We start from the raw sequence: 25,968 nt of genomic DNA, 5'->3' as shown, positions 1-25,968 counted from the left end.
CTGCGCTATTTGCAATCGGCTTAATAGACATTTGTGTCTTTTATACAGTTTTTTTGTGAAATATTATCAATAAGTTATCAATAGTTATCGTGAATTACAGGCGCCATTTTTAGGACTATTTTTTGTAACATTATAAAACAATTCTTGGCGCAATCGCGATGAAACAATTTGCACCAAGAAACTCACTGAAAAAAAGATTACATGAAAAACAAAAACTATCTGTTTTTATGTTTATGCCCCTTTACATGGCATAAGAAAATCCTTTTTCTCCTTGTCTTTGTCTTTGTCTTTGAGGGCTGTGCTCTGAACTATTTTGTTCTTGTCCTCTTGCGTGATGACGATGATGATGATGGTGTCTCTCAACTTGCTGAGAATTTTCTTGACGGCGTCTTTGTTCCGCTAGAGGGGTTTGCGATAGCCTCTCTGTGGCTCTTTCTACAGCCTTTGTATAATCATCAATGGCGTCAACAAGCGATTTAAAACCCTCTTCAGCTTCTTTGCGTGTTTGACTTTTTAGTCCAAGTGCGGTACGGCCCGCAAGCTTATGTATAGACTCAGGATCTTCAGCAAGTTGATCTGAAAGCTCTTTTCCTTTATTGGGATCTGTAAGTATGCTTTGCAAATGTTTTTGGAAAATTGTATCATTGCCATAAACAATTTTACTCCAATGTATGACCTCTTCTGCACGTGCTTGGACCTGTGGATTTTTTAAAAGCATTACACTCTTTTGATCAGTTGTGAGAGAAGGTGAAGATGATCTTCCTTTTTGTTGTGGAGAAACCTCTGTATAGTCAGTTTCAGGATTTTCTGTCCTTTGATGTTTACCTCTTGAAGGAGAAATACTGCTAACGGATGCGTATGTAACCTCAGCTTCGCGTTTTGGGGGAGCAACCTCTGTGTAATCGGTTTCAGGATTTTCTCTTCCCCGATCAGGATGTCTCCCTCTTGAAGGAGAAACACTGCTAACGGATGCGTATAGAACTTCCTCTTCTGGGGTTGGTCCGCGCTGGTTTCCTCTGGTTGGTTTATTAATTTTTGCATAGAGGGCTTCTGGATTTGCAGAAGGATGTGGATGATGTTTTTTCATACATATTTCCTTTCAATATTTTTAGAAAACCTCTTTGGTGCATTCCCCACTTTTAGTTTTGATAACTTTGATATAAAGGAAGATATCCAACCGAATGACCTCCAAAGATTCTGCGCTATTCAATATTGATATGTAATGAACATTTATGTCTTTTATACAGTTTTTTTATGAAATTTTATCAATAAGTTATGATAAATTATAGGATCCACTTTTAGAACTATTTTTTGTAATATTTTAAAACAACTCTTGGTGCAATCACGATAAAATGATTTGCACCAAGAAACTCACTGAAAAAAAGATTACATGAAAAACAAAAACTATCTGTTTTTATGTTTATGCTCCCCTTACATGGCAAAAGCCATTCCTTTTTCTCCATGTCTTTGTTGTTGTGGGCTGTGCTCTGGACTATTTTGTTCTTGTCCTCTTGCGTGACGATGATGATGGTGGTAATGTCTGTCTTCTGTGTCTCTTTCTGGACTTTCGTGTCTTTGACTTCTTTCTCTTTCCTGCTCCCGTGTAAACTGTTTATGGAGCTTTTGTGTATTATGTATATGTCTCTCAAGAGCTGAGCAAAGGTGGGTAAACTCATCTTCAGCTTCTCTGCGGTTTGGAGATTTTACACCAAGTATTTTGTGACCTGCAAGCTTACCAGCGCTTTCAGGATTTTCTGCAAGCTCCAATAAGACTTTTTCTGCACCCTGAGGATCATCAAGGATCTTCGCAAGTGGTCCATTCAAAGCATGTTCGTTTTTATAAACAACTCTGCATCGCTCTTGGATTTCTCTTACACCATATTGAAAGTCTACGTTTTTTAAAAGCTTTGTTGTAACCACATCTTTTGGGGTTCTGGGAGGGGAGATTCTGCCTCCGCCAACGCCTTGATAGATGGGATTTTCTAGTTGTTCAGACTCTTGCCCGCCTTCAGCTCCCATGCCAACCGTTGCATAGACGGATTCGAGTGGCCTTTGGGGAGAGTGCTTACCATTTTCACCAACTTCAAGCTCTGCATAGAAATGTTTTGGTTCTTGGGGATGTCGTCCACCCTGTGCACCTTCACCAACTGTGTCGTAGGGTGTTTGCCAACCTTGCGCCGCCAGATCCGTTATTGAATAGGGGTTTACGAGTCCGTCGGTGCGTCGCCCATCACTCGGTCTCCCACCAAGTCTGTCATAGGGATTTCCTAGTGGCTTTTGGGGAGCATAGGCCGTTTCTGATGGTTGTTGAAGTGTATATTGAGGTGAGGTGCGCTGTTCTTTGGGTGGCTTATTAACCCTTGCGTAGAGGTCTTCTACATTAGAAGCTCCTAGGTTTTGTTGGTCAAGTGGCTTTTTGGGAGCATAAACCGTTTCTGGTGGTTGTTGAAGTGTATATTGAGGTGAGGTGCGCTGTTCTTTGGGTGGCTTATTAACCCTTGCGTAGAGGTCTTCTACATTAGAAGCTCCTAGGTTTTGTTGGTCAAGTGGCTTTTTGGGAGCATAAACCGTTTCTGGTGGTTGTTGAAGTGTATATTGAGGTGAGGTGCGCTGTTCTTTGGGTGGCTTATTAACCCTTGCGTAGAGGTCTTCTACATTAGAAGCTCCTAGGTTTTGTTGGTCAAGTGGCTTTTTGGGAGCATAAACCGTTTCTGGTGGTTGTTGAAGTGTATATTGAGGTGAGGTGCGCTGTTCTTTAGGTGGTTTATTAACCTTTGCGTAGAGGTCTTCTACATTAGAAGCTTCTAGGTTTTGTTGGTCAATTTGTTGTCTTAGTTCCTCTACATTGGTAGAAGGGCTTGGGTGACTTTTTTTCATGGCTGTTTCCTTTCAATATTTTTAGAAAACCTCTTTGGCGCATTTCCCACTTTTTGATATTTTTTAAGACAAAAGAAGAATATCAAACTGAATGGTCTCCAAAGACTTCGCGCTATTCATATTGATATGTAATGGACATTTATGTCTTTTATACAGTTTTTTTTATGAAATATTATCAATAAGTTATAGTAGATTACAGGATTCATTTTTAGGACTATCTTTTGTAACATTTTAAAACAATTGGTGGGCGTAATGGAGATAAAATGATTGGTATAAAGAGTTCTGTTGGAAGGCAAAAGTTCACGCGTTTTTAGCCGGTAAGAGCCAGCGATGAGGAACGACTAACTTTCAAGCTGCGAGCTTGGCATTGTGCTTCTTGGGTGTTCTTTACAGTATTCGCAATTTCTTTTGCTTTGCTTTCCGATGTCCCAAGGAGGCAAGCTAGTCTGGTATAATCTTTTTCTTGTATGGCTTTACGATCTTCTGAGGATAGACGATTGTGTAGTTGTCGTGAAAAGGTATGGAGTTCTTGTCGCAGTGAACGAGAATGGAATAAAGCTTCCCTTTGTTGTTCTTCTGGTAAGGCAAAAAGGTTTTGTAAATTTTTTCCAGGTTTTTCGACAGTGTGGTTCAGGCGATTTTGTTCTCTTTGGTGTTGCTCTAGAATTGCATCTTTTGTTTGTTGTGTTATTGCGCCATAATTTTTAAGGGCTTGGCTGAGTTGTGGAACAGCCTGTTCGGCTTGTCTGCGATTTGAACTTTTCATGCCAAGTATTTTACTCCCAGCAAATTTAGAAATTGATTGAGGGTTTTGTAAAGTTTCATCGGCAAACTGATTTCCTAAGTTTGGAGCTGCCGTTATGATATCTAATGTTGTCTTTAAGGCGTGGGTTTTACCATAAACAGTCTTTGATAAATTTTCGATTTCTTTTCGGCTCCCTTCAACATAAGCGTCATTTGAAATCCTTTCAAATAACTCTTCATGGGTAAGAGGGGCTAATGTTTCTTTTGGGATCAGTGTTTCTTTTAAGCTTTGAACGTTGGTTTTTTGAAAGCAGAGGCGGGCACCGTTTTGTAATGTTTTGACGAGTTCTGGGGTGAGATCATCTTTGTGTCCGACGACGAAAGCCCCTTCTATTTCCATGACAAAACCTTCTGCTGAAAAACCTCTAAAGATGCCTTCATAGGTTACATCTTCCTTTGCTGCAACAACAACACGATCGTTAATTTCATCCAGTCCAGCGTTTCTCATTTGGGAGATGAACTCTTTTAAAACAAGGGATTTTTGCGGATGGGTGATATCTTCAAAAAGATCTTTCATCGGTTGGGGATTGCCATATTGCATGGCTTCAATACAAGCTACTGCCATGCGTTCTTTTGTGATGAAAGAAAAGTCAATGGTATATCCTGCGGCTTGTCCAAGTTTTTCCATAAACATTCGATTTACGCGCCCATTGCCTTTTCTAAAAGGATGTGCGTGCTCGAGCGCCATAAAAACTTCAGCGGCACTTTCAGCAAATTCTTGGCGCAATAAACCTTTTAAATTGTTCTTTTCATTAAGTGTTTTTTCGAGTTGTTTTAGTTCTTTTTGAATCTGCGGTCCAATAGCAAAAGGAATTTCATAGGCTTTGGGACGCATCGCCGGCATATGGGCAGTGGTGCCATCTTCAAATGTAAAGGATGTATCACGGGTTTTTCCAGCCCATTCAAAAGTTTTGTAGAAGAGGCTCCAGTGGATTAGTTTTAGATAGGAAGCATCAAATTTTTGTGGGGGTGGTTCATGGCGAAAATTTACGGCTGCTTTAGTGACGTCATGGGTACTGCGTTGATACAGTTTTTTAGGGTCTTTGATGCCATATTTATTTTTGAGTGTTTTGGTTCCTTTATATAGATAATTTTGCTCTAACATGTAATCTCTCCTAAGTAGGTAGGGTGGTGGTTGATGAGCGTCTTAAACGCTGCATGTGAAAAATTCCCCTTCGCGTATTCTTTTGAGATTTTGGGTGTTATGAGAGGGAGTGCTTTTCCCTTCAGTGTATGGATGTTGTATCAATCGTTTTGTGATGCTTTTGAAAAGCTTTTCTGATGTTTCCTTTGTTTATTATCTTGTACTGTAAAATGCTGGTATTTAGGGCGCTGATATGAAGCCCATGAGTGGTCAGAAAATGGATTTTCTATAAATTGACTCTGGGTAAAATCTTCATTTTTTGAGGTGTAAGGAAGAGGTCAAAAAGAAAAATGTTGCTTAAAATTGTTGTTTTTTCCTTTAACAAAGTTGTTTGCAAGAGCGCTTTGATGAGGGGCGTGGATATAGCGGGTGTAATCGCTCTTGGTTAGTGGATGGTGCTGGTACTTTTCATACACAGCTCTCAGATTGGTGAATCTATGGGCAAAAGCAGTCATCAAAAATTTTTCTCCATTATATTTTTTTTATTGCTCCATATGAATATCTTGCCATACGAACATCTTTTTTGTGTATTTTTGCAACAAAATGTTTTTTACTTTGTGTTGTTGCTCTTATTGTATGCGCTGCTTTAAGATTTAAGACCCATAAGAGAATAAAAACTTTTCTTTGGTTGGGGAGAAAAGCCTTTTTCAGCGCTTTATCATTAAAATAGAACACTTTATGATATCGTAAAGGGGGAAAAGCTTGTATAAGAATGATTTATTCATTTTGGTGTATATCTTGGATGTTTTTTGGGGGGGAGGGAGAAAATCGATGTTTGTCGTGTGGGGGGGTTGAGAGCTTCTTGTCTCAAAGGCAAATCTTTTGTTGATTATGTTCTTTAATGGAGGAACGCCCTTGACGTAAAACAGAATACCATTGGGGTGCTAATTCACGGGCTTGTTTTAAAGAGACATCTTTTAACACACCCATTTGGCGACGGTGCTCATAAATGGTACAACGTTAAAGCCTCCCATGAAGTGTATAAAATCTATTGAGCTTTCCCATTTTTACGCTTCATAAAGAAGCCAGTATCCTCACATACTTTGAGTGCCTAATGTTTCGGACAAGACCTTGGTCCTTAGAGACGGTTCATAAAAAGGTATGCCTTTCTTGTACAGTTTCACTCTACATGAGGCTCTCGCTTGTGACATGCAGGCGACAGAGTTTTGATTGATGCAACACGACATGGAACAGATTTAAGATGAGAGAATCTTACGCTATTTAGTCTCTTATTTAACAAAAAAATATAAATTATCATTTATAAATCAATTTATTATATAAATTATAGATGAAAAACTTTGTAGAAATGGGTTCCTTTTCCAAGTGGAGATATTAGTGTCGCTATTGGTTGGGTGTATGGGCGTTTTTATAAAGACTTTTTAAAGACCATGGGCGCTGATAAAGCTGATAAAACGATGCACAAAATATAAAACAGAAAATATAAAAAGAAAAATCACGGATTTTTTGAACCTGTTTTTCTTGTATGCGGGCGGTTATTTTTTGTCAATATCGCATCATGGAGGATAGTTTTTCTTTTGTGGGGTAAAGTGGTTTTTTGTAGCTGCGGCTAACATTTTTTTCCTTCTGAAATAGATGGCGCAACCACATTGCGAAGGGGAGCCTTGCATCAGAATAATTTGTTCATCTTGACGCATTTCTCGAATAACTTCGTGGGGTAAAATGAGTGCTCTTTTTAAAATATTCATATAACCACGAAAATCGACTCCATCTAAGACAAATAAAATAGGCTTTTGTAGCTTTCGTCAGTAGTAATCATGACGTTTAAAAGGAATTAACAATTATCCTGTCCAATTGCTTTGGATATGGTCTATATGCTATGTGCAAAATTGGTGGTAGGGCGCTTAAGTAGTCTGTTTTTTGCATGTATGATAAGAATATTAAAATATCTCTTCCACATAGGTGTTTAAATCAAAAAAACAAAGTTTCATATTTTTTAGTTGGCCATAGAAAGTGTATTTGAACGATTTTGTGTGCGTGTGTAGAATTGGCTATGAGCGTTCCTTGCTTTTTGAACAATGTCGGTAATTTCTCGTGCTTTCTGTTCTGATATACCAATACTTTGTGCAAGTGTTTCATAATCTTTGTTTGTGATCGCACTACATTCGTTTGATGAGAGACGATGTTCTAAACTGTTTATAAAAGTACGGAGCTCTTGGTGTAATTGAGGAGATTGAGACAAGATTTCTCTTTGTTTTTCCGGTGATAAAGCAAAAATATTTTGCAAGTTTTGACTGGGATTCTCTACCGCTTTTCCAAGGCGTTCTTGTTTAATTTTATGGTCTCGAGTGATTATATTATAGGTAGCTTCTACAGTATACACATAATTCTCAATTGCAAGAGAGAGCACATCAAGATAATTTCGAGCGTGTATACGTGCCGGATTTTGTAGACCGCATATACTAAAACCTGCAAGAGGAGAAACAGAGTGCGGTGCCTGTTTAATCTGATTAGCAAACTGTCTGCCTAATTCTGGATTTTTAATAATCTCTTCTATTTGTTCGTTTAATACGTTTGCGTCACCATAAACAGTTTTTGTGTAAGCTCGGACTTGCTTTTGAGCTTTGAGAACGTAACTATCTAGCGCAACTGTTTTGGCACATTCACTTTTTGTGAGAGGTGCTAATGTTTCTTTTGGAATAAGCGTGTTTTCAAGCTCTTTGCTGTTGGGGGCGGTAAAGGTAATGATATCACCAGGTTTTAGTGTTTTTAATCGTTCTGGTGTGAGATCATCTTTGCTACCAATGATGTAAGTTCCTTGCACATCGAGTATAAAACCTTCTGAATAACAACCTTTATAAGTTCCTATATAGGTTTCTCCTGCCTTTGTTGCTATAACAAGACGATCACCCACGTTGCGTCCCGTATTGTTTATATGGTCCATAAATTCTTTTAAAAGACGTATTTTGGGGGGATTGGAGATATCCTCAAAAAGATCTTTCAACAGTTGTGTATTGCTATATTGCATTGCTTCGCTACAGGCAGCCATCATACGTTTTTGTGTGACAAGCGAAAAGTCAAGCTGATGTCCTGCAGCTTTGGCAAGATTTTCAAAAAAGACTTGTTCTGTGTGCTCATTGCCATCTATGAATGGGTGGATTTTGTGAAGAGAATAAAATAGACTCGTTGCTTCCTTGACAAATTCTTCGCGTGTTAAGCCTTGCAAATTGTCTTTTTCGGCAAGCGTTTGATCTAATTTTTGTAAGAGTTCAGGGATTTCTTCACCGGTTGCAAAATTATTGCCCCATTCCATTCTTTTCATTTCTGGCATGGCGGCAATGCTATCGTCTGTAAATGCGAAGGGGATATGGCGCAGATGTCCAGCCCATACAAAGGTATTTTTAAACAATTGTTGGTGGATATGGCATAGATAAGTTGAATTAAAATATTCTGGCAGGGGTTCTGCACGCAGATTGATCATGGCTTTTTGCCTATCATGTGAGCATTTTTCCAGAAAGCGTTTTAAATCTGTTTCTCCATATCTATTTTTGAGAATTTGGGTACCAAGATAGATATAATTATGGGGTGAGGGAATTCCTTTTGTTTTTTCTTTTGCTTTTGGCATTGTTACATTCCTATAATGTTACATTGTCCATGAGAGTGTGTTAAACTTTTTGTTTGAAAATCCCCCACGCATATTGTTTTGAGATGTTGAGACTTGGGTGAGGAAAAAATCCCTCAAATTCGTAGGTGTTTTTGAGTGTATCAATCTTTATCTTGGCACTTTTTTCTTTTACTGAGAGAGAATGGTTCATTTGGGTTGTTTTCATGCATATTGTCTTTTAATTTTTTTGTAGAAAAATTTCCCTATAAAAGCGGTGCCTTCAAAAGTTTCTTGATAGGATTCTCAAGGCATAGATATGATTGGTATTTATTATTTGGAGATGAGGAGAGTGCTTTATAAAGAAAATTGGCATTGGTAAGCACAGGCATAATACCATCATTTAAAGACTTTTCCCCATATTTTTCTTGTTGTATCAAGCGGGAATTCCTTCTTTATAGGCTTTTATGAGATAGAATCTCTGCTTTTATCCTTTGATGTTTTTGTTTTGATGCATGGCCTCCATTAGAGGGTGTTTTTTAGTTTTTCTGTGCTTTTGGGGCAAAACGGCTTTTTGCAGCTGCGGCTAACATTTCTTTTCTTCTAAAATAGATCGCTCGACCACAACGTAAAGGGGGTTGTCCTTGCATCAGAATAATTTGTTCATCTTGACGCATTTCTTGAATAACTTCGTGGGGTAAAATGAGAGCTCTTTGTTGGTAATTGATGTTGTAAGAGCTCTTTCCTAAAGATAAGCCTCTTGATTTGTTCGTTCCGGTTACTTCAACGGTCATTTGACCACAGCGTTCTGAAATGTCTTTGGCAGTTTGGAGATCTTTAATGGCAGCATAGCTGACAAAGGAACAACTTTCAAACCATGAACGTGCTCCTGCTTCTCCAAAGTGGTTGACCAACTGACCAGAGGATTGATAGAAGAGCATCAAGGATGTACCGTATTTACGTCCACGGTCGCGGGCTTCTTCTAAAATATTCATATAGCCTAAAAGATCAACTTCATCTAAGACAAATAAAACACGTTTTTTATAGTTACCGTCTGCTGTAACCATGGCATTGAGAAAGGCGCCAATAATCACACGTCCAATAGCTGGATAACTGTTTAAAATGCTTGCGGGGAGATTGAGAAAAACATCTGTATTGCCATTGGTAATATCTGAGGAAAAAAAATCATCTCCGCAGACAAGATCTGCATAATTGGATAAAGAAAGCCATTGGGTGTCTTTTGAGGCGGTGGTATAAACCCCTGAAAAGGTTTGCTCTGCCATTTCTGTAAAAATACCAACCATTTCACGAATAAAAGGAGAAGGTGTTGTTTCTTGAATCATGCGTAATTGATTAACAACAGCTGTTTCTGATTGAGAGAGAATACCACGCAATGTTTTTAAATTGCGCTCGCTGTCTTCATATTCATCAGAAAATACAACATGAGCAAGAAGAGCCGTTAATAGATTATGGGCTTGTGTTGAGAAATATTCCGCTGAAGAATTATCTGATTTTTTATCTGTAAGAAGCAACTTTGAAAAGCTTACAATATTTGCTTCGCGTTGTGTGCGTGGTACGCTGTCATCTAAAAGCCAATCGATGACATTAAAGTTTTTTGTTAACAATGAGTTGGGATCGAGAACAATGACATTTCTATTTCCCATTTTTTGACGCGCAAATTTGACCATTGGGGCAACTTCTGTTGAAGGATCAAGACAAATAATAGACCCTGGATAGGTTAAACACGTGGGAACTACTGTACTTGTTGTTTTATAGCCACCAGAACCAGCAAAAAAGATCATATGAGTTGAACCAAAATCAAGATTAAAGGTTAGCAAAGGGGCTGTTCCACCCTTTCCCCATGTTGTTTTATTGCCAGGTGCAAAGGGAATGTTGCACACATTATCTTGATCGACACGGTATCTTTCACCCACAACAATTTGCCCATTGGCAGGAAAGATTTTTGCTGCTTCTCTTAAATTCATCCAAGCGGCCTCACCAAAAATACCTTTTTTTGCACGCTTGACCTTACTTTTAGGGGGAAGGGTTGTTACGAATTGAATGATGGAAAAAAAAACACCAATGATGATGCCAAAAACAACCATGGGGTCCATGAATTGAAGAGCATAGCCCCATGTTATTCCTTGTTGGCCAACATAGGGACTTAAACGTTTTATTTCACCACCAATATAGTAAAGAGCGGTTGTTCCAAAAAAGACAACGGAGACAAAAGTGATCATTTTACGCAGGTGTAGTTTTTGCGAGAGACTATACAACAATGAAACAGCAGCCGTTAGTGCTAAGACTAATAAAGGCTCAGAACGAAGAGTCCAATAAATTTGATCGCTTTTTAGTCCATTTGTTATAAACAATAAAAAATGAGGGACAAGGAATATCGTTAAAGCACCTAAAGCGATCGGTGTTAAAATGAGTACCATTTGTGTTTTGGTATATTTCATTGTATTTTACTTTCAATTCTGTCAGAATATGTTGCGAAATGCTCTTTTCTAGGTGTGTGATATGAACTCTCATCTCTTTTTGCAAAGGTGCAGATAACGCCAAACAGTTTTCGCTTATGAGCCTTTCTCATTAAGGAGGGAGGTTTTGTCTATTCTTAGCAGGCCATAGCGAATGCTTTGGAACGGTGCATTGTGCATACTTGTGCTTGCTGGTGTACTTCTTTGGTTTGCTTAATAATTTGTGTAATTTGTTTGGCTTTATTTTCTGATACACCAATGCTTTGAGCCAATGTTTCATAATCATTATTTTGAACTGCTTTATGTTCATTTGGTGAGAGACGGGTGTTGATCTTTTTTACAAAGTTGCTGAGCTCTTTTTGACATAAAGGATTTTTTGCTAAAGCTTCTTGTTGTAATTCTTTTGGCAAGGCGAAGAGGTTTTGCAAGCTTTGACTTGGCATTTCTACCATTTTTGCAAGGCGACTTTGTTCTGTTGCATGTTCTTGCGTAATTTCCTTTTCAGCATGTCTCACTGCATGGGCAAAATTTACAACGGCAGTACAGAGCATCTCAAGATGATTTTTAGCGTTTGCACGTGCCTGATTTTGTAGTCCACATAAACTGAAACCGGCAAGATGAGAAATAGAGTGCGGTGCTCTTTCAATCTGGTTGGCGAGCGGTTGGCCTAAGTTTGGATTTTTGATGATTTCTTCCATCTGTTTGTCTAATGTTTTTGTACTACCATAAACAATTTTTGACAATTGCTGGACCTGTTTTAGGCTTGCGTGGACACAAGAATCTTCTGCAACCATTTGGGCCGTTTCATTTTCTGTCAAAGGGGCTAATCTTTCTTCTGGAATGAGAATGCTTTCAAGCGCTTTTGTTTTGGGAACGGTAAAAGTAAATCTATCACCGGGTTTTAATGTTTTGAGTTGTTCTGGTGTGAGTTGTTCTTTATTGCCGATGATGTAAGCGCCTTTCACATTGAAAGCAAAGCTATCATAACCAGCACCCCTATAGGTGCCCGTGTAAGTTTCACCTTCTTTTGCAACCATAACAGGACGATCATTAACATTGCGCCCAAGTTCTTTCATGTTGCTCATGAATTCCTTTAAAAGAAGTATTTTATTGGGATTAGAGATATCTTCAAACAGATGTTGCATTGGTTCTAGATCACCATTTTCTGCTACAGCAACACTGGCGAGCATCATGCGTTCTTTTGTAACAAGTGAAAAGTCAAGCTGATGCCCTGCTGCTTGAGCAAGCTTTTCAAAAAAGACCCGTTGTGTACGTCCATTGCCTTCTCTAAAAGGATGAAGTTGGTTAAGGGCGTTAAATAAGCTTATTGCTTCAGCGTTAAATTTCTCACGCGTTAAGCCTTGCAAATTATCTTTTTCGGCAAGCGTTTGATCTAATTTTTGTAAACCGTCTTGGATTTCATCGCCGAGTGCAAAAGGATTTTCCCATCCTGTTCTTTTCATTTCGGGCATAGCGGCTATGGTGCCATCTTCAAATGTAAAGGGGAGATGGCGCATATATCCAGCCCATTCAAAGGTATTTTTAAATAAGTGGTGATGAATAGAGCATAGATAGGAGCTATCAAACTTTTCTGGTAAGGGGGCTTCACGCAAATTAACCATTGCTTCTGCTGTATCATGTGAGCATTTCTCCAGAAAGGATTTTAAGTCTTTTATTCCATATTTATTTTTGAGTGTTGTGGTGTTTGGGTAAACATAATGATGGGGAGAAACTATCTGTATATTTTTTGTCTTTGCTTTTGCTTTTGGCATCGTAGCTTCCTTATAATTTTACGTTGTCCATAAGAGTGTTAAATTCCTCGAGTGAAATATTTCCCTTTGCGTATTCTTCTAAAATTTTGAGTGTTGTAGGATGAAGCGCTATTCCCTCTATCGCATGGGTGCTGATGGCTGCTTCAACGGCTTCACGGCGTTTTTTTAATTCTTCTTCTGTCATCGATAAAAGATTTTCTCTATTTCTGTTTCGTTGGTTTTCATGTATTTTTTCTCTTATTTGCAATTGTTGCTTTAAAAGAGCCTTTGGCAGCCGGTGTGATCTTCTTTTAGTCACCTCCAAAGATGTTTCGTTGTTTGAAGGGATCGTAATAAATTTCTGTGACCTTAAATTTTCCTTCAATCCGTTTGCATTGGATGATGATATCAATCATTGAAATCAACAGGCCTCGAATATCATCACGCTCTAAATCACCACCGCCTTCACTTTCTTTGACCAAAAGGGTCATCTGCTCAAAGGCTGCAAGTGCTGTTGATGCGTGAACCGTCGTAATGGAACCTGGATGGCCTGAATTGACATTGCGGATATAATAAAAGGCTGTACCATCTCGAAGTTCTTGCAAAAGAATACGATCAGGACGCATCCGTAAAGATGATTCAAGTAACTCTTTGGGCCCAACGGAGGCTAAGCCTTGTCCATCTTTTGAATAGAACATTGAGACATGGTTAGGGTGTGGTATCACCAATTCTTGCGTGTCTTCAATGGTGATAATACGCTCTTCTTGAGGGATTTTGGCGATTAATGCTTTTGATAATGTTGTTTTACCCGAACCGGTTTTTCCCGCAATTAAAATATTTTTCTGGCATTCTACAGCTTGATTTAAAAAAGAGACAAAGTCTTTATTACAGTAGGCATTGGCTAATTTATGCTCGATGATTTTGAGTTCATTAAAACGAGAATGATAGTCATTCAAAGGTGTGAAAGAGACCTGTTCACAGAGCGAGAAGAGGCCTTTCTTGGCGAGTTCTTCGAGAGAAAAACTCTGCGATGATGGTTTACGAATTGTCATACTAATCGTGTCTTTTTCGACAGCCGGCGGAATGACAATTTGAATGCGCTCATTGCCTGGTAGCGTTGCAGATAATATTGGGTTTTTGTCCGATATGTTTTGCTTGGAATAGGAGGCGACAACTTTCGCAATCCCCATAAGCTCATTAAAAGAGAGCCCCGGTGCTTCTATTGTTTTCCATCCATCAAATCCTTCAGTCATGACTTGATAGGGACGATTGATAACAATTTCAAAGAGTCTATCATCTTTCAAAAAAGCACTGATGGGTTCAAGTTTTGTGAGAACAATCGCAACGGTTTCATCGCTCATGGTATGTAAGTTTGAGTTCATTCTAAAGTTACCGCCGAATTTTTGTAAAAGTTTCTTGAAACAGCTCGATTGATAATCTGTTTTTTGTTTTCGATGACTTTCAATTTATAAACGCTGGAAAAATCTAAATCGCGGGCAACAAAGATATTCACCATTTCCCCTTGGTTTTTGGATAATGTTGGAGGAATATTGGCGTAATTTTCTACGAGAATGTTTGCGATGTTTTGTCCTGAAGAGATTGTTTCAGTTTCTTCTTTTTCCTGTTTTTTTGATAAACGTTTATTGGCATAGTGTGTTGCATCTTTTATTAGTGAGACAAGAAGCGCAGACCCAATCCTCTCGAGCCAATGGTTATCAATATCTCCATCCATACCAGAACGCCCTAAAGCATCCGTTGCCGGTGAAGCTAAAGATATAATGATACCATTGGGGGTTTTTGCTCTATTCCATAGTACAAAGAGACGTGTTTGGCCTTTTTTCAATCCGGCGCGATATTCACCAACAATTTGGGTGCCTTTATCAAGAAGCACAACACGACCATTGTCTGATAAGATATCTCTGGAGATGATACAACTGGCAAAACCTTGTTGATCACTGTTGATGGCTGTTTCTAAAATACAAGGAATAGAAGTTCCCATCGCGATGATGTAGTTTCGATTGCCAAGGGTTGAAGCACGAATACCTTCAAGCACTGTGGGTTTGAGAAGATGATTAAAACGTTGTGTCGTTTCATCAGGTTTGCTTTCAAGTTGGTGAGGCAAAGCACCATTATTTGTTTGTGAATCTATTTTGCCTTGTTGTGTACTTGCATAAGCTAATACAGGAGCACGTTGTGCTGCCTCCAGCAGTGAGTCATCAGAATTTAATTGATTGATGTTTGGTGTTGGTAGCTCGACTTTTGGTAATAGAGCGTTATTTCGTTGAGGCTGTTCAAAGGGGGGAGGGGTAGGCTTTGCAGGATGAAAAAGCTCTGTTTGTTTTATAACTTTTCCTTCTTTTGAAGATTCAATTGGTTGCTTTTTGTCTGTAACAAGTGTTGAATAGGCTAAATAAAGACAGACACTGAAAAGAATAATAAGAGCAATAGCTTTCCCCACATTGTTTTGTTGACTTTTCCCTTGAGCATTTTTTATTGTATCGCGATCATTAATGCTTTTTTCATCCACGGTGTTATTCATGGCTGCTTCCTAGGTTCACTTTACGTTGTACAGATGGTGATGTCGTACCTGTTTCAGGATTAATTCCTTTTGGTACGAACCTTTTGTTAAAGATGCACAATACTTCATTCCCACGTCGTAGCGTGAATTGTGCAGCTGTTGCATGAACAATAACCTTGTTGCCTTTAATCGATTTGGGAATAAGCGCTTCTTGCCCATCAGGCGATACAATGTAAATGGCAGGGATTTCAATGTTGCCTAAAAAGGTAAAGGTTGTTGTTTTCCCATTATCATAGACAGAAGCAGGTTCAATAAGGGATGAGCCTTGAGCTTCATAAGCCCAATTGCGTGGTCCAAAATCTTCATGGATATTTAAAATATCATTGACAAAGTTTTCTTCACGTTGTTTTTCTTTTTCTGCTTCGGCTAATTTCTTACGTAAGGCTTCATCTTCTGGATAACGAAACTTTACCAAGAAATACGTCTCATTGCCGGCTGAAACATCGCCTTCACGGACTTGTAGCTCGAATTGATAAGAGCGTTGTGTTCCATCTTGGCGGCTTGTGACAATTTGTAAATTTGTCACAGGCTGAACTTCACGTGGTTTGAGAAAAACAAAGTGTCCAGCCGGTGCAACTTGCCAAGCAACCGAATTTCCAATTCCTACATAGGTTACTTCTTCATCAACGGCAAATTCTAGTTGAACCGAAGAGCGAATGGAGCCAATGATTTGTACGACGTTGTAGGGGTCATAATTGACAAATCTGATGCGGTTATCTTTACGTGCACTGACAGGCGCTGTTTCTGCAAGTGAGAGAACTGTGTGAAAGCTGACAGTGATCGTAAAAATTAAAGAGATTGTTTGTAAAAGTCTGATCATTTTATCACCTCTGGATCAGATCTATATTCCGATACTTGAAAACCAAGAGGGTTGATAAGACGATCAGACGTTGAAATGTGTGCGTTCACGTAGGAAAAATTTAAGATTGAAATCCAATGGGAAATATTTTCTTTTTCATTCAAGTCTCTGATCGTTTTATAGTAACGAACTTGGATAAGATCTTTGCTTATAAAAGAAATTGATTTGATTGTGACCGTAGCAATCATGTTATGATAAATATTTTGCGGACTTTCTGGATTATTGCCCGCGTACCATTTTGCAAAACGGTTTTGTTCTTTTGGAGAAGATAAAAGAGAGATTAAGCGAAAATTGTTTTCTGCTTCTGATGCTTGAAAACCTTCACGAGCGCGAACGTATTGGCTGGCAAAATAACGCGTTATCGCTTCATCATAGTCGTTAGGGGATTCTTTTAGGGCGCTTACAGTATCAATAATGCCTGTTGAGTTATCAACGCGGATAACAAAAGGTTCTACCGTTTTCAAAGGCGTCAAAGCTGCGACAGCTAAAGCCAGCGCAATTGTCATCAATCCAAAAAGCACTGTTAAAGCCATGGAGATTTTCATCCGCACGCGCATGCTATGCATGCGATCAATGTCAAATGAGCGCGCTTCTTTTATATATTCTTCAAGGGCATCACTTTTCACGCATAACCTCCACAGTTTTATCAGATCGTGCTTCATGAATAACCGGCTTTAATAAAGCTGAATTGGCTGTTATTTTTTCACTTTCCAAAGTATTGAGAATGATGGGAGTGGTAACAGGCTTTACGCTCTTTTCTGGGTAGACAATGTTTTTATTGTCCCAATTCCACTTATCTTTATTTAAAGCACGTGTATGTTTGCCATTACAGCGTGGTGGTTTTTTAGGGACACTCAAAGAGGCACAACCAGTAAGAGCGATTGTTAGGACCATAACAAAAGTTATTTTTCGTTTCATTTTTTGAACTCACAAATATCTTGGAATACAATGCATGAGAGCCTTTGTTCTGAACATTTTTACAAGTTTATGTGATGCAAGATTTTGATTGGTTTTGTTGTTAGACCCAAGATGTTAGATCTTATTTGGAACAGGATCATGGCGTGTGCGCCAAAGGGCGCACACAAGGCAAAAACAAAAATGCTTATTCTTTTAAAGAGGTGATTTATCTTAAAATCGACCACGACCGCCTCCAGATTTACCTGCTTTTGCTGCTGCCCCTGCCGCACTTCTAACAGCGTTACCGGCAGCTCCTGAGATTTGTGAAGTGGCACTTTTTACTGCATTGCCACTCGCTCTTGCACCATTGGAAAGCATTGTAAAAATCTGTCCTCCTGAAGAGACACCAGCGTTAAAGTATGGTCCGCCAGAGGCCAGCGCTGTTGCAATACCAGGAAGCGCACGGAAGATAATAACTCCTATGATCGAAATGACGATGACAGGGGGAAAAAGAACGTAAATTGATTCATATGAAACTTTGAGAACCTGTAGGATAACTTGACATATAATGGTTCCAAGCATGATTACGAGAACTTGTAAAATGGTAAAATTGATCAAAGTTGTAATCCATGCATCGGAGTATTTTCGCGTTGCATTGAACAAATACAAACTAATAAATAGAGGACCAAGACCTATAATCATGACGAGTGCAACTTGTGCAAACATTTGCACAATAAAACCACCTATACAAAAAAGAATAACCGCGAGAAGCATGATAGAACCAAGAAGACCTACAATGATCTTTTCAAAAAACCAAGCATTGTATAAGACTTCTTGATAACGCGAACTTGCCTTTAACAAAATATAATCAAAAACATTGGAGCTTGCAGGATTACTGTTAAGCGCATTCCCAATAGCATTGGATAAATCATTGAAGAAAATATCCTTGACATAAGTATTAAATGTATCCGCATTCGTTGCCATTGTTGTAACAACAACGATTTTAACAACATTATTGAGAAGACTATGCATGGAAAGGGCAACGCGACCTGTCATAACATTATAGCCATAAAGAAAGATAAAAATGATTGCGGCGAGATTTAAGGGCGCTGAAATAGCAGAAGACAGCCCACTCACCGTTGTGTCCATCACATTATCGAGGGGTTTTAAAATATACCCAGAAACGCTTTCAAAGGGAGAAAAACTAAAGTCTGACATTTGTACTCGTACTTTCAAGTTTTTCTTTTAATTTCTTTTCTTTTTCTTTTAATTGTGCCTCAAGATATTTATGCTTTTGTTGTTCCTTTTCTTCACGTAGCTCATCTTTTGTTTTCGTATCTCTTGCTTGAATCATATCAAGAGACTGAAGTTTTAAAGAACTTACTTGAAGACCTGCTTGAAGAAGAGAAAGTTTTACTTGAATCTCTTGTCGAAGGGCTTGCAATTCTTCTGGTTTTGTTTCTGGTTTTGATTTAATATTTTCAAGTTCTTGACTTATGTCTTTAATTTTTTTTGCAGTATCAGTTGCACTTTTATAAATGCTTTCAGCTGTTTCAGATTTTGCAGTATTTAATTTTTGTGTGTTCTCGAGTGCTTGTTTATAATATTCATCTACATCGGGTGTTGTTTGCGCTATTGCATGAGAAATAAAAGAAAAAGATAACAGTGTAACTAAGCCATATTTTTTCATTGATTTTTTCTCCTTTGATAAAATATGGGCAGCCATTTGTCAGGGGCAGCTCCATATTCGTTGATAATTTCATTCATGAGTTCAATGTTTTTTGTTGTGCCGCTTAAAACGGCGATCTCATCATTCATTCCACGTAAGTTAAGTTCTGCAACGACGGAACTTTGTCCTTGTTTGATGAGAAAACGACGGGATTCTCTGCTTAACTCTGACTGTATCAGTTCAAATTCACGCTCAGTAAGTTTGAAAGCTTCGACATAATCATTGTAATTTGCTTTTTGATTTGGAAAAAATATTTGGGTGGGGCATTGCTCAATGATTGTGTGCGCGATTGTTGAGTTCAAAGCATCTTTAGGACTTTGTGTTGCAAAGAGCATCATGCCATTTTGTTTACGAATTGTTTTTAGCCGATCTTGCGCAAAAGCTTTAAATGAATCATCTTCTAAAGCTTTCCAGAATTCATCAACGACGATAATGATGCGCCGCCCATCAATCAAATCAAGAATGCGGTGAAAGAGATACATCATTAAGGGGCGTCGAATTTCTTCATTATCTAAGAAATCGGTCATGTCATAGCCAATGAACTGCGCATTTAAATTGAGATCATCTTGGTCATTATCAAAAACCCATCCTAAATCATTGCCTCTAATCCAGCGTTGCAGCCGTATGGCAATCCCTTCTTTGGATGTGTTGTCAAAAAACAGTTGAAGGGCACCAAGAGAGCGCTGGGTTGGGGGTAAGTTTTCTAAGGAATCGATGGCTTTGGCGATATCTTGTCGCTCTTCTTCCGTTACGATTTGCCCTTCAGCGGTTACCAGCTTTAAGATCCAATTACGAAGAAATATTTTATTTTTTTCGGTGTATTCCATGCCCTTTAAGGGAGCAATACCCGTGGGTTGCCCATTTTTTAAAGGTTTGTATTTCCCTCCTCCAGCCCGTACAAAAATCTCTGCTCCTTGATCTTTATCAAAAAAAACCATTGTTGGATTGTGTTTTTGTAATTGTGCAAGAAGAAAATTAACAATCACTGTTTTACCAGATCCTGATGGACCACAAACAAATGTGTTTCCAAGATCGCCATAATGAAAATTAAAATAGTAAGGTGAACCAGCCTGTGTTTTTAGCAATGCGACAGCAGCTCCCCAAACATTATCGTTCAGTTTGCCAACAGGGAAAGAATGGAAGGGCGATAAAGCGGCAAAATTTCTGCTGGTAATGGCGCCTGAACGCGCACGATAGCTAAAGTTTCCAGGAAGTTGTGCCCACCATGCTGCTTCCAATCCTAAATCTTCTCTGGCAATCACGGCTCCTCCATTGGTTAAATGGGAACGTGCTTTTGATAAGTTTTCAGACAATATTTTAGGATGATCAGCAAAAACAGCTAAAGAAATGTGGTGTTCTCCCAAAACAAAACGGTTTGATTCTAAATCATCTAGCGCTTCATCCAGTGCATCGATTTGTGAGCTAGCACGGTCAGCTGCATTGATCATTTGATTTTGTTTGCGGCTCATAATCGCACTGGCGGCTGCCTTACTTTTAAAAACAAAGGATTGTGTTAAGATGAATTCAAATGGCACCGTAAGCAGACCATCAGTCATACCTGGGCGTGTTTTAGAAGGATACTCTTTCCATCCAAACATGCCCACAAAGCGTTCATTGCTTTCATGGCGAATTTCGATAATTTCTTTCCCAAAAATAACACGATCCGAGTAAATTGTTGAAGCAATAGTTCCAAATGTGAGAGGAATACGCTCACGTCTTCCCCCCACTAGCTGGTGGAGAAATTCACTTTGTTCGGCAAATAAAAGTCCTTCATGTTCATAGATTGATAGTAGACGGACTTCATACTCTTCCAAACCTTGCATAAGATCTTGACTTAACTCTTCGAGTTTACGAATAGCTTCCTCATCGGGCTCAGATTGTGTTTTCTTGGCTTTGCTCAAGCGCTGAAAAAATGAAACCAGCTTTTCTGTTTTATCCGCGGCCGGATTCCAAAGCAGTGAAATAAATAGATCATTTCTATACAGTTCTTGCGAAACCATTTTCTTTTTATATTTTTCATCTAATGTTGTTGCAAAAGATGAAAGAAAATGACCTTCTGGGTATATCGTTTCACGGCGGCGGATGATGTGAGAATATAAAGCAAGCCGTTCGTCTGCGATATTTTTAAAAAGGGTGTTTAATTGGTTGTGTAAAGAATTTAATTGATCAATATCCGCAGTGTCAAAATTTATACCCTCAACAGCCATCACAACCATTAAACAGCGTGAATTTAAAGCAACGACATGTTGGTTGATGTAGCGTATATAGGGAATATATTCTTCAGGCAAAGTTTCCCGTTTCATTATTGACATCTGTTTCACCAGTTTCGTTCCTTCAGCTTAGTTCCTTATAAGTGCGGATAAGGCGTAAAGGGGAGGTTGAACCTCCTCCCCATCTGTTGAGGTTTTTTTGTTTTCCTCGGGTATTGAGCCATGCAAATAATACGCGAAATTGGTTGTGATCGTACTTTGTCACTTCTCGCAAAATAAAGTGCATCCCAATCCCAAGACCAAACATGGTAAAATCACTGGTTAAAATGAAAAGAATGGATGTTGCCATGACATTAAGCGCCATCGCTTCCATTGTAACACCAGCAAACATGGCCGGGCGCGTACAGGCAAGGAAAAGAGTATCTTCGTTCATTTATGTTGTGCCCGCTAATTTAGTGACGAGAGCAGGGGCACCAAAAACAATAGCAATCCCCAGAACACAGTAAGCTGCTTTGCGTAAATCAATAAAGCCGTACATCCAGCCAATCCCCACAGCAGCAACACATATAATTGCAATGAGCCTTGCCGTTGGACCCGTCATCATTGTGACAATGTTGCCTAAAACACCATCAAGATTTCCCAGACCACCTCCACCAGTAGTAGAAGCAGCATAAGAAAGATCAGATACAAAAACTGCCGTAAAAAGCAGCATGGTCACGATAAAAATGATGTTTTGGAATCTATTATCTGTCATTTTACCTCTCTTTAACAAATAATATTTGTTCATATGTCGACATTCCATTGCCTCTAACAAACTAAAGAGTGCTGTCATTTGATGACAGTTTAATTCTTCTCGTTTGTTTGCTTTAAAAGCCTTGATCGTGGATCTGTTCACTCTCAAGCTCTTCTTCGTAAAGAGACAGAAGTCTTTTCAAATTGAGATTGTGTTACATGAAAATGGCAATTTTAAGTTGTGTATATTGGTAAAAATAACAGTATTAAAATAATGAAAGAAAGAATATCATTCTTTACAAAATGTAGTTAATCTGCAACACTTATATTTGGATTTTTTCTTTAAAAACAAGGGGATTGCTGATCAATAATCTGACATGATAGGAAAAAAACGAATTTTTTGAGCGAGCGTGTTAAGAGATGCTATTTAAATTGATTGTTATTATTTACATTATGGGGGCGACAGTGTGGGGATTAAGCCAATATAAAGATAAAATGGATTTCAGCATTCTTAAAACATTTGAGACGCAAGATATCCAAGATATTGTCGATCTCTATCGAGAAGAAAAAAAGTTGGGTAGATCTATCACCAAACAGCAATTAGAAAAAAATGAACCAGCTCTCGATTTGCAGAAGAGTGTTTCATTAAATGATGTTGCAAATAATGTTGTTGTTTTTCATGGTAAGTCTTCTGTTACAAGTGGGGTTACATTTAAATTACTGACGCCTGCTGCACAATCTTGGCGCTCACATATCTCCCGTGATATTCATCTTTATGGTGTGGATACATGTGCACCCCGTCAAAAAGCAAGATTAAATGATCAAGAATGGCCCTGTGGTGCGGTTACAACGGCTTGGCTTGTCACCAAAACACTTGGACAGGATTTATCCTGTAAACAGGCTTTGATGCACAATGGTGTTTATTATGCGCAATGTTTTGTTCAAGGGGTTGATTTAGCTGAGGCAGGTCTTACAGAAGGTATGTTGGTACTCTCAAAAGAGGGGAAAAATCCTATTCCAGCCCAGTATCATCATGCGGAAGAAAAAGCACGTGGCAACAAGATTGGTCTTTGGTCGAGTGATTTCACTGAACCTTTAAAATGGCGGCGAGATAATGGATCCTATAATCCCTTTGCTAGTCCATGATTGGTTTTAATGAACATATTTACTTAAATTTTTATAGAGAAAACTTTATCAATAAAATTGTACCAAATCGTAGAGCAAATTTGAATAAACGGTGAGATTATTTTCGTTTATGAAGTAAATGGATGGTACTTCCCTTTTCAAGGGAGGGTTGCTTTCAAAATCGCTTCTCTATTTTTACTTATGTGTTTTATAAAAGCGGGAAAATGTTATTGTTGGTGGCAAAGCATTTTTGAGTATTTGTGTTTGAAGGAGAAAGTGAGGCGATAAAAAACGCTCAAGAAACGGATTTCTAGAGCGGTGTTGATAAAAGTAAAAAATGAACAGCCCCAAAAATGGTGTAACGTTTAATATAATGGATAGAATCTTTCACAATGCCTTAAAAGAATTCATAGCAAAAGTTTTTTCATCAGAATTTTGTCTTCAGGATTGGATCACGTTTTTTACTTCTTTAAAAGTGATCAATCTGTTGCCTTCCTTGAAAAGCTTTCATAATTATCTGCTTTTAAATTCAGACTTCCAAATGATGGATGGATTTCAAATAGACTCTACACGAAGAAATCTTCGTAAAAATGATTTGCATTGCTGATTGTTTTCTATATATCACAAAACGTTTCTATTTAGGCCTTCGATGGGGAACAATAATCAACATATAAATAGGTAAAAAGAGCTCATACTTTTTTGTTATGGCTTTGTGGTTTAATGATCGTGAGACTTAAGTCTTATAATGCTCATAGGCTTTCTATAGGGCTAGGGGCGATGCCTATTGCAATGTAACTATTTGAAATCAGTTGAACAAAAGCATTAATGCGCCTTCTGATTTCATCATTTGTATTCAGTTTGGGCTCTTTCCCTTCTTATTGTATTTTATGACAAACTCATACGATGGCTATTGTGAGCTCTTCTTGCGTTACTTTACTCAGAGTGTTCACTTTGAAAGCAAGCAAGTGGATAGTGAGGTTGTATTCTCATACAGTGTGAAAATTCAACCCTCATTTGGGGGGATAATATTAACAGATAAGGTATTTAAAGAGGGATAAAATGAAAAAAAATTATTTTATTATGCATGGCTCTATTATTCGTCTTGGGGTGTGAAAAAAAACTATAGCGTAGAAGATTGAAAAAAAGATGCAAAATTAAGAGAAGAATGGGGAACGAAGTGTTTTCTTTCAGGACAATTTGTTAAGGAATCTAAAAATTGTCAAAATGTCTTACAAGCAGATACTGAAATGTTTTTCTCGCCAAAGCTTGATGCTCTAGACCGTGGTCATGTATTTTAATAAATATATATTACTCAACAGTAAAGTGTGATATAAAAATTCTAAAATAAAGAAGTTACGGCTCAACGAATGCTCGCTTCTTCAATTGTTATAGCGGAATTTTTTATCATTTTTCATCTTTTAGATGAGCTCCCCAAATCATATTCGCAATCCTATTGTTTGTTTCAACTTTATCAGATTGAGGATTATAATCATGAGAGAATTGGATAGCATTGTCTTATAGAAATATCTCTCAAGGTATCCAAGCCTATTTTGCGACGCTGTTCGTAAAGGGTATATAAAAAGCAAGTAAAATAAAATAGTTATGTCTAATATGGGGGAATAGGTGAATCTTGATTCTATTGAGTTTTTTTGCCTCTATCCCTCATCTTTTTGAAGCTTTTTTATCGCCTCTATAGCTAACCTTTTGCGATCTGCGCTCTTTGTGTAAAGAGATGCCATAGCATCATTTGTCCAGCCAAAAATTGCTTTGAGTTGTGATACTGTTGCACCAGAGTTAGCTGCGCGTGTTGCGGCTAATTTCCTTAATCCATGCGCCGATTTTTTAATTCCAGCCGCATTACAAGCGTCTCTAAATGTATCGCCAAAGCTTTCTTTGGAGAGTTTTTGATTAGTTTTACTACAGATGAATGTTTCTACTCCAATAGGACCAGCTTCAAGCGTTTTGGCTAATTCCGGTAAAATAGGTAGAAAGACATCTGTTTGGAATTTACTTTTCTCTGTTTTGAGATGAATAATATTGTCTTTGACATCTTTCCAGCCAATGCGAACCGCATCACCACGACGTAAGCCCGTATACAAAAGGACATCAATCCAGACACGTTCATGGGTACCATGGGACCATCTTTGATAATATTTCTCAACATCTTCTTCTGTCCAAACAGGAAAGCCGCTTTTATTTTTAAGAGGAGGTTTTTTGACGCCTAAAGCTGGATTATTTTCCAAAAGACCTTGATCAATTGCCCAATTAAAAAGTCCATTAAGGGCTTTCAGAAAGTTTCTAGCCATTGCTGGTGTTTCTTTGCGCCGTTCAACACCGGCTATGATATGTTTCTTTTCAATTGCTTGGTATGGAATATTTCCTATGGAGTCGCATATCTTCATAAGAATGTATTCTTTTTGTTTCTTTGTAGTATTAGAGTAGCTATGCCAATTAGAGCTGTTAAAGTATTGTTTAAGCAGCCATGCAAATGAACCTTCAACAAGTTTACCGGTTTTGGATTTAGGAAGTATAAGCCCTTGTAACTCGGCAAGTGCGCTTTTGTAGTTATCAACAAACTCTTGCGTTCCATAGGTACCGCGTATTCTAATGCGTTTGCCGTGACCAATACGTACATACCATACAATTTTGCCATGTTGAGTAATTTGTTTAACGAGATGAGGGGGGCGTGGTTTTGGCATGGTGATCACCTATAAGACGATATCAAATTCATAATCATCACGAGATAAATTCCATATTTTATCAGGATGTGCTGTTGAGTTTGGTATTGGAATATCTGCTTTAAGGTAGATAAGCAGTTCACCGGTAGGTTTGATTTCTATGAGTTCGCATTTTTGCTTTTTTGCTTCTCTTAAAGCTCGTGCAATGTCTGCTTGCGTTATAATAGCTTTACGAGGCGCCATATCTTTTCTCCTTACATTGAGATGCAATTCACGTGTGGCGTGAATCACGCATTACTTGAAAGTGTTAAGAAGGGTGGGGGTGCTCGTAGATATGCGGGGAACAAAACACCCCCATAAGGTTAAGCAGCTTTTGTTGAGAGTTGTTGTATCTCTTGTTCTATCTCTGCTAAAAAGGTTTCAACAGCTTGATTGATCTGTTCAATTTGTTGATCATCACGGAGAATACGCTTGACTTTCATGCGCAAGTGAAAGAATTCCCCCGTAAAACGTGGGTCATAGCTTACGAAATCACACCATTTTCGTCC

The 25,968-nt window shown here is 38.4% G+C and carries 20 protein-coding genes and 3 pseudogenes; 1 reads left to right on the top strand and 22 read right to left on the bottom strand.

From position 1 onward, the window contains the following. Positions 1–241 precede the first annotated feature (241 nt). The 19 genes and pseudogenes from ACFIJW_RS10390 to ACFIJW_RS10300 form a co-directional block, all read right to left on the bottom strand. Entirely contained in the window at positions 242–1,087 is an 846-nt protein-coding gene (locus ACFIJW_RS10390; protein WP_375634377.1) for a BID domain-containing T4SS effector, read from the bottom strand. A gap of 344 nt (positions 1,088–1,431) precedes the next feature. Beyond that, positions 1,432–2,877, bottom strand: coding sequence for a BID domain-containing T4SS effector (locus ACFIJW_RS10385; RefSeq protein ID WP_375634375.1), 1,446 nt, complete (start codon positions 2,875–2,877; stop codon positions 1,432–1,434). Positions 2,878–3,187: 310 nt separating this feature from the next. Then, positions 3,188–4,786, bottom strand: a complete 1,599-nt coding sequence (locus tag ACFIJW_RS10380) for a BID domain-containing T4SS effector (protein WP_375634373.1) — start codon at positions 4,784–4,786, stop codon at positions 3,188–3,190. Between the two features lie 858 nt (positions 4,787–5,644). Then, positions 5,645–5,764: pseudogene (locus ACFIJW_RS10375) on the bottom strand (integrase); the annotation flags it as partial. A gap of 575 nt (positions 5,765–6,339) precedes the next feature. Continuing rightward, positions 6,340–6,531, bottom strand: a pseudogene (locus ACFIJW_RS10370) (type IV secretory system conjugative DNA transfer family protein); the annotation flags it as partial. A 248-nt stretch (positions 6,532–6,779) separates the two neighbouring features. Continuing rightward, positions 6,780–8,408, bottom strand: coding sequence for a BID domain-containing T4SS effector (locus ACFIJW_RS10365; protein WP_375634371.1), 1,629 nt, complete (start codon positions 8,406–8,408; stop codon positions 6,780–6,782). Positions 8,409–8,923: 515 nt separating this feature from the next. Further along, entirely contained in the window at positions 8,924–10,843 is a 1,920-nt protein-coding gene (traG, locus tag ACFIJW_RS10360) for a Ti-type conjugative transfer system protein TraG (RefSeq protein ID WP_375634369.1), read from the bottom strand. A 155-nt stretch (positions 10,844–10,998) separates the two neighbouring features. Continuing rightward, positions 10,999–12,633, bottom strand: coding sequence for a BID domain-containing T4SS effector (locus ACFIJW_RS10355; RefSeq protein WP_375634368.1), 1,635 nt, complete (start codon positions 12,631–12,633; stop codon positions 10,999–11,001). 10 nt (positions 12,634–12,643) lie between these two features. After that, positions 12,644–12,817 (bottom strand): antitoxin VbhA family protein, encoded by a 174-nt coding sequence (locus ACFIJW_RS10350; RefSeq protein ID WP_375634400.1) that lies wholly within the window; start codon positions 12,815–12,817, stop codon positions 12,644–12,646. Between the two features lie 106 nt (positions 12,818–12,923). Next, positions 12,924–13,994: a P-type DNA transfer ATPase VirB11 gene (virB11, locus tag ACFIJW_RS10345; RefSeq protein WP_375610602.1), complete on the bottom strand. Its 1,071-nt coding sequence runs from the start codon at positions 13,992–13,994 to the stop codon at positions 12,924–12,926. Beyond that, a complete protein-coding gene (gene virB10 / locus ACFIJW_RS10340; protein WP_375612191.1) occupies positions 13,991–15,151 on the bottom strand; it encodes a type IV secretion system protein VirB10 in 1,161 nt (386 codons plus the stop codon). The genes virB11 and virB10 overlap by 4 nt, the downstream gene beginning before the upstream one ends. Further along, on the bottom strand, positions 15,144–16,010 hold the full coding sequence (virB9, locus tag ACFIJW_RS10335) for a P-type conjugative transfer protein VirB9 (protein ID WP_375634366.1): 867 nt from the start codon (positions 16,008–16,010) through the stop codon (positions 15,144–15,146). The genes virB10 and virB9 overlap by 8 nt, the downstream gene beginning before the upstream one ends. Beyond that, positions 16,007–16,711, bottom strand: coding sequence for a virB8 family protein (locus ACFIJW_RS10330; RefSeq protein WP_375618279.1), 705 nt, complete (start codon positions 16,709–16,711; stop codon positions 16,007–16,009). The genes virB9 and ACFIJW_RS10330 overlap by 4 nt, the downstream gene beginning before the upstream one ends. Then, the gene (locus ACFIJW_RS10325) at positions 16,665–16,967 is read right to left on the bottom strand and encodes a type IV secretion system protein VirB7 (RefSeq protein WP_375634364.1); all 303 of its coding nucleotides are present in this window, start codon (positions 16,965–16,967) and stop codon (positions 16,665–16,667) included. The genes ACFIJW_RS10330 and ACFIJW_RS10325 overlap by 47 nt, the downstream gene beginning before the upstream one ends. 210 nt (positions 16,968–17,177) lie before the next feature. Then, entirely contained in the window at positions 17,178–18,164 is a 987-nt protein-coding gene (locus ACFIJW_RS10320) for a type IV secretion system protein (protein WP_375610597.1), read from the bottom strand. After that, a complete protein-coding gene (locus ACFIJW_RS10315) occupies positions 18,151–18,636 on the bottom strand; it encodes a type IV secretion system protein VirB5 (RefSeq protein WP_375634362.1) in 486 nt (161 codons plus the stop codon). The genes ACFIJW_RS10320 and ACFIJW_RS10315 overlap by 14 nt, the downstream gene beginning before the upstream one ends. Next, the gene (locus ACFIJW_RS10310; RefSeq protein ID WP_375634398.1) at positions 18,633–20,987 is read right to left on the bottom strand and encodes a VirB4 family type IV secretion/conjugal transfer ATPase; all 2,355 of its coding nucleotides are present in this window, start codon (positions 20,985–20,987) and stop codon (positions 18,633–18,635) included. Before ACFIJW_RS10310 ends, ACFIJW_RS10315 begins: the two co-directional genes overlap by 4 nt. A 22-nt stretch (positions 20,988–21,009) precedes the next feature. Then, complete coding sequence (locus ACFIJW_RS10305) at positions 21,010–21,318, bottom strand: type IV secretion system protein VirB3 (protein WP_212112790.1); 309 nt, start codon at positions 21,316–21,318, stop codon at positions 21,010–21,012. Further along, a complete protein-coding gene (locus ACFIJW_RS10300; protein ID WP_375634396.1) occupies positions 21,319–21,639 on the bottom strand; it encodes a TrbC/VirB2 family protein in 321 nt (106 codons plus the stop codon). Between the two features lie 398 nt (positions 21,640–22,037). Here ACFIJW_RS10300 and ACFIJW_RS10295 point away from each other — a divergent pair, with 398 nt between their 5' ends. After that, on the top strand, positions 22,038–22,763 hold the full coding sequence (locus tag ACFIJW_RS10295; RefSeq protein WP_375634361.1) for a hypothetical protein: 726 nt from the start codon (positions 22,038–22,040) through the stop codon (positions 22,761–22,763). Positions 22,764–24,397: 1,634 nt separating this feature from the next. On the opposite strand, the gene ACFIJW_RS10290 is transcribed toward ACFIJW_RS10295, so the two are convergent. The 3 genes and pseudogenes from ACFIJW_RS10290 to ACFIJW_RS10280 all read right to left on the bottom strand — a co-directional run. Beyond that, positions 24,398–25,441: a tyrosine-type recombinase/integrase gene (locus tag ACFIJW_RS10290; RefSeq protein WP_375634359.1), complete on the bottom strand. Its 1,044-nt coding sequence runs from the start codon at positions 25,439–25,441 to the stop codon at positions 24,398–24,400. 9 nt (positions 25,442–25,450) lie between these two features. Then, positions 25,451–25,663, bottom strand: coding sequence for a hypothetical protein (locus ACFIJW_RS10285; protein WP_375634357.1), 213 nt, complete (start codon positions 25,661–25,663; stop codon positions 25,451–25,453). A gap of 119 nt (positions 25,664–25,782) precedes the next feature. Then, positions 25,783–25,968, bottom strand: a pseudogene (locus ACFIJW_RS10280) (exonuclease); the annotation flags it as partial.

It is taken from the genome of Bartonella sp. MM97QHHN (assembly GCF_042194285.1).
Taxonomy (GTDB): domain Bacteria; phylum Pseudomonadota; class Alphaproteobacteria; order Rhizobiales; family Rhizobiaceae; genus Bartonella.
This window is presented reverse-complemented; position numbering and strand designations above follow the sequence as displayed.